Origin of the sequence: Acidovorax delafieldii 2AN (assembly GCF_000175235.1) — a bacterium.
GTDB lineage: Bacteria > Pseudomonadota > Gammaproteobacteria > Burkholderiales > Burkholderiaceae_C > Acidovorax > Acidovorax delafieldii_B.
Genome location: NZ_ACQT01000349.1, coordinates 1 through 3,040, shown reverse-complemented (window position 1 = coordinate 3,040; position 3,040 = coordinate 1). Strand labels below are relative to the sequence as shown.

3 protein-coding genes are annotated in these 3,040 nt (G+C 68.3%); 1 reads left to right on the top strand and 2 read right to left on the bottom strand.

Translation table 11 applies throughout. The annotated features are described in order from the left end of the window. Positions 1–793 (top strand): beta-ketoacyl-[acyl-carrier-protein] synthase family protein (locus ACDELDRAFT_RS20795; RefSeq protein WP_040330256.1); only part of this gene is annotated, 793 nt, incomplete at its 5' end. A gap of 104 nt (positions 794–897) precedes the next feature. Here the strand turns inward: ACDELDRAFT_RS20795 and ACDELDRAFT_RS20790 are convergent. Together ACDELDRAFT_RS20790 and ACDELDRAFT_RS20785 are read right to left on the bottom strand one after the other, a co-directional pair. Further along, positions 898–2,532, bottom strand: coding sequence for a methyl-accepting chemotaxis protein (locus ACDELDRAFT_RS20790; protein ID WP_005800066.1), 1,635 nt, complete (start codon positions 2,530–2,532; stop codon positions 898–900). A gap of 109 nt (positions 2,533–2,641) precedes the next feature. Next, positions 2,642–3,040 (bottom strand): HAD-IC family P-type ATPase (locus tag ACDELDRAFT_RS20785; protein ID WP_005800065.1); only part of this gene is annotated, 399 nt, incomplete at its 5' end.

Below are 3,040 nucleotides of genomic sequence, written 5' to 3'. Positions count from 1 at the left end.
CCTGCGCCACGGAGCCCGGGGGGCCGCGCTCACCTATGCCTGCGCGTGCGCTTCTTCCGCCGTGGCCCTGGGCGAGGCCCTGCGCGCCTTGCGGGCGGGGTGGATCGACGTCGCCATCGCCGGAGGCCACGAGGCCATGCTGACCCTGGGCGTGCTGGCAAGCTGGCACGCCATGCGGGTGCTGGCACCCCTGCGCGAAGGCATGGACGCTACCGCGGCCTGCCGCCCGTTTTCCGAGGACCGCGCGGGCTTTGCCCTGGGCGAAGGGGCGGCCGCGCTGGTGCTTGAATCCGAAGCCCATGCACAGGCACGCCGTGCCCGCTCGCCCCTTTTTCTGATGGGGTATGCCACCAACTGCGACGCCATGCACATCACCCAGCCGCAGGCGCAAGGCCAGGCCCGCGCCATGCGTGCGGCGCTGCAGGATGCCGGGCTGGACCCTGCGGACATCGGCTACATCAATGCCCATGGCACGGCCACCCGGGCGGGCGATGCCGCCGAAGCCCAATCGGTGGCCGAAGTTTTCGGCCACCACGCGCCCGTGAGTTCCACCAAGGCCATCCACGGCCACCTGCTGGGCGGCGGTGGGGCCGTGGAAATGGTGGCCGTTCTGCGTGCCCTGGAACGGCGCCGCCTGCCCCCCACGGCACATCTGGCCGCTGCCGACCCGGCGTTTGCGCTCGATCTGGTGCGCGGCCAGGCGCGCGAGGCGCCGCAGCTGCGCTATGCGCTGTCCAACTCGTTTGCTTTCGGCGGCACCAATGCCGTGCTCATCGCCGGGAGCCACGCCTGAAGAAACACCCGCACCGCGCCAGGAGTCCGCACCCAGCGACGGCGGGCCGAGCGGGGTGAAAGGAACCCACAGCGCCTGAAGCCGGCGCCGGGGCCCCAGGGGGGTCAGGCCGCGATACGGGCCAAGGCCGGACCGCCCAGCGCGCCCTGGACCGATGCCACGGAAGCACCGCCCTCATCGCTCAGGCGGAACTGCTGCACCACCTGCGACAGCCGCTGTGCCTGCTCGCGCAGCGACTCGGCGGCGGCGGCCGACTGCTCGACCAGCGCGGCGTTCTGCTGCGTCATGCGGTCGATCTCGCCCACCGACTGGTTCACCTGGCCAATGCCCGACGACTGCTCGGACGCTGCGGCGGTGATCTCGCCAATGATGTCGCCCACGCGCTGCACGCTGCCCACAATGTCCTTCATGGCGCTGCCCGCGTCTTCGACATGGCGCACGCCACCGTCCACAGCGGTCACGCTGCTGCTGATCAGGCCCTTGATGTCGCTGGCCGCCGCGGCCGAACGTTGCGCCAGGCTGCGCACCTCGCTGGCCACCACGGCAAAGCCCCGGCCCTGTTCGCCCGCACGGGCGGCTTCCACAGCAGCATTGAGCGCGAGGATGTTGGTCTGGAAAGCAATGGAATCGATCAGCCCGATGATGTCGTTGATCTTGCGGCTCGACGCCGAGATCTCGTGCATGCTGGCCACCGCCTGCTCCACCACAGAACCACCGCGCGTGGCCGTGCCCGAGGCCGAGGTTGCCAACTGGTTGGCCATTTGCGACGACGATGCCGTCTGCTCAACGGTGGAAGTGAGCTGCGACAGCGAGGCCACCGCTTCCTGGGCATGGCTGGCGGTCTGCTCGGTGCGCGAGGACAGGTCCTGGTTGCCCGTGGCAATCTCCTGGCTGGCCGTGGCGATGTTGCCGCTGGCATCGCGCACCTGCGCCACCAGCGCCCCCAGGCCCTGCTGCATGTCGGCCAGGGCCCGCTGCAGATCGGCCACCTCGTCGCGCCCTTCGGCCGCGATGTGTTGCGAAAGATCGCCCCCGGCAATCGCCTGGGCCATGCGGCGCGCCTCTGCCAGGGGACGGCAGATGGACTGCATGTTCATCAGCGTCAGCGGCACCACCACCACCACGGTGATCAGCACCGCTGCGGCAAACAGCCACAGGGTCTGGTTCGACACCTTGTTCTGGTCGGCCACGGCCGCCGTCACTTCGCCGCGCAGCACGCCGTCGAGTTCCTTGAGCAGCTTGTCGGCCTCATCGAACTCGGCCACGGCCTTGCCGCTCATGCGGTTGGCGATGGTGGCCGTGTCGTAGCCGCCGGCTTCGAGCTGGCGCGCCACGTGCGCGAACTGGTCGCGGTAGCTGTCCAGGCGCTTGATGATGCTCTGCACGATCGGGTTGTCAGCGTCCTCGGCCCCTTCAAGGAAGCGTGCGGCCACCTTCTTCGACTGCTCCAGGCTACCCTGCCACTTGGCTTGGGCGGCCTTGACGGCCTCGGGCTTCTCGTACGAAATGATCATGTCCTTTTCGAACTGGCGGATGGCCCCCATCTCGCCGCGCAGCTCGGCCATGTAGCCCACCTTGGCAAACGAATGGGCCATGAAGTTCTCGCTCATATCGTGGATACGGAACATGCCCAGCATGCCCGCGCCACCCAACAGGCCCAACAGCCCCAGCACCACGCCAATGGCGCCCAGCATCCGGAAACGGATAGTGAAAAGCCGCATGAGCAACATGAAATTCATGATGTGTCTTCCTTTAGGTCACCAACATACCCGGCCTTGATGCCGGCCAAGGCGCTGAAACAAAACGTTGCAGTTTGCCAGACATTGGTGACCTTTCTCTGTGCCGTTTTCACATGCGCCAGCGTTTGAGCAACAGAGCGTTCGTCATCACGCTGACCGAGCTCAGCGCCATGGCCGCGCCCGCCACCACCGGGTTCAGGTAACCCAGCGCCGCCAGCGGGATGCCGGCCACGTTGTAGGCAAAGGCCCAGAACAGGTTCTGCCGGATCTTGGCCACGGTGCGGCGCGAGATGTCGAGGGCCGCCGCCACCAGCTTCGGGTCACCGCGCATCAGCGTGATGCCGGCGGCGTGCATGGCCACATCGGTGCCGTTGCCCATGGCCATGCCCACGTCGGCGGCGGCCAGCGCCGGGGCGTCGTTCACGCCATCGCCCACCATGGCGACCGTTCGGCGCGCGCCATCCTCGCCCTGCTGCAGCGCCACCACCTGCGCCGCCTTGTCGCCGGG